2 protein-coding genes are annotated in these 849 nt (G+C 49.5%); both read left to right on the top strand.

Features of this window, described 5'->3' with window-relative positions:
* The coding region (locus tag PSI15_RS18215) for an HNH endonuclease (protein ID WP_273584755.1) at positions 1–375 on the top strand (375 nt) is incomplete at its 5' end.
* 279 nt (positions 376–654) lie between these two features.
* On the top strand, positions 655–849 hold a 195-nt coding region (locus PSI15_RS18210), incomplete at its 3' end, for a P27 family phage terminase small subunit (RefSeq protein WP_273584754.1).

Raw genomic sequence — 849 nt, 5'->3', positions numbered from 1 at the left:
GGTCGTTGTGATGAACACAGACGGGAAGCCCGACGCGTACAGGACAGCAAGCGAGGCTCAAGGCGTGAGCGCGGCTATACCCCGGCATGGGATAAATACCGTCTGCAATTCCTGAAAGCTAACCCGTTATGTGTCCACTGTCTTAAGCTGGGTATCTACACCCCAGCAACCATTGTTGACCACATCATCCCCATTGACGGCGGCAGTGATGTGCTGTTCTGGCCTGACTTCAATCACCAGCCCCTATGCAATAGCTGCCATAGTCGAAAGACGGTCACGACTGACCCCACGACGAAAGAGAAACGTAAGAACGGTGCATATCGGGAACAGGAAGAACGAGCGGCAAGGCGTAATGACTGGATGTATCAATCATGAACGAACAAGAGACAGATCAATTAGTTAAAGGCTTATTAAAGCACAGTGAACGCTATCGACAATCAAAACAGATTGCGCCTGAGAAGCTCATGGCGAGGCGTAAGACACAGCGTGAACGGGAGCTAATGGAATGCTTTCGGAATAGTTAGGGGAGCATATAGAGGGAGTGGGGGAGTCAAAAATGACAAATACCCCCTTTCGTGGCACCACCGCCGTCCTCAAATTTTTATGCGCGGCACTTTTTTAGATAGCAGTAATTTTTATAGGAAACAATACATTATGGCAAGAGCACCTAAACCCCCTGTTTACTTAAACGCTATCGCCGCCGAGCAATGGAAATCGAAAGCGAAACTGTTAAACGAGCGTGACGACCTCAGCCCGGCAGACTGGAACAACTTAGAGCTGTATTGCGTCAACTATGCGATCTACCGTAAGGCCATCGAAGATATTGAGTTGCGCGGGTTTGCGGTGGAA

The sequence above is a fragment of the Xenorhabdus sp. PR6a genome (assembly GCF_028599065.1).
GTDB classification, from domain to species: Bacteria; Pseudomonadota; Gammaproteobacteria; order Enterobacterales; family Enterobacteriaceae; genus Xenorhabdus; species Xenorhabdus doucetiae.
Note: the sequence above shows the minus strand (reverse complement) of the source record. Positions and strands in the feature narration are given on the sequence as shown.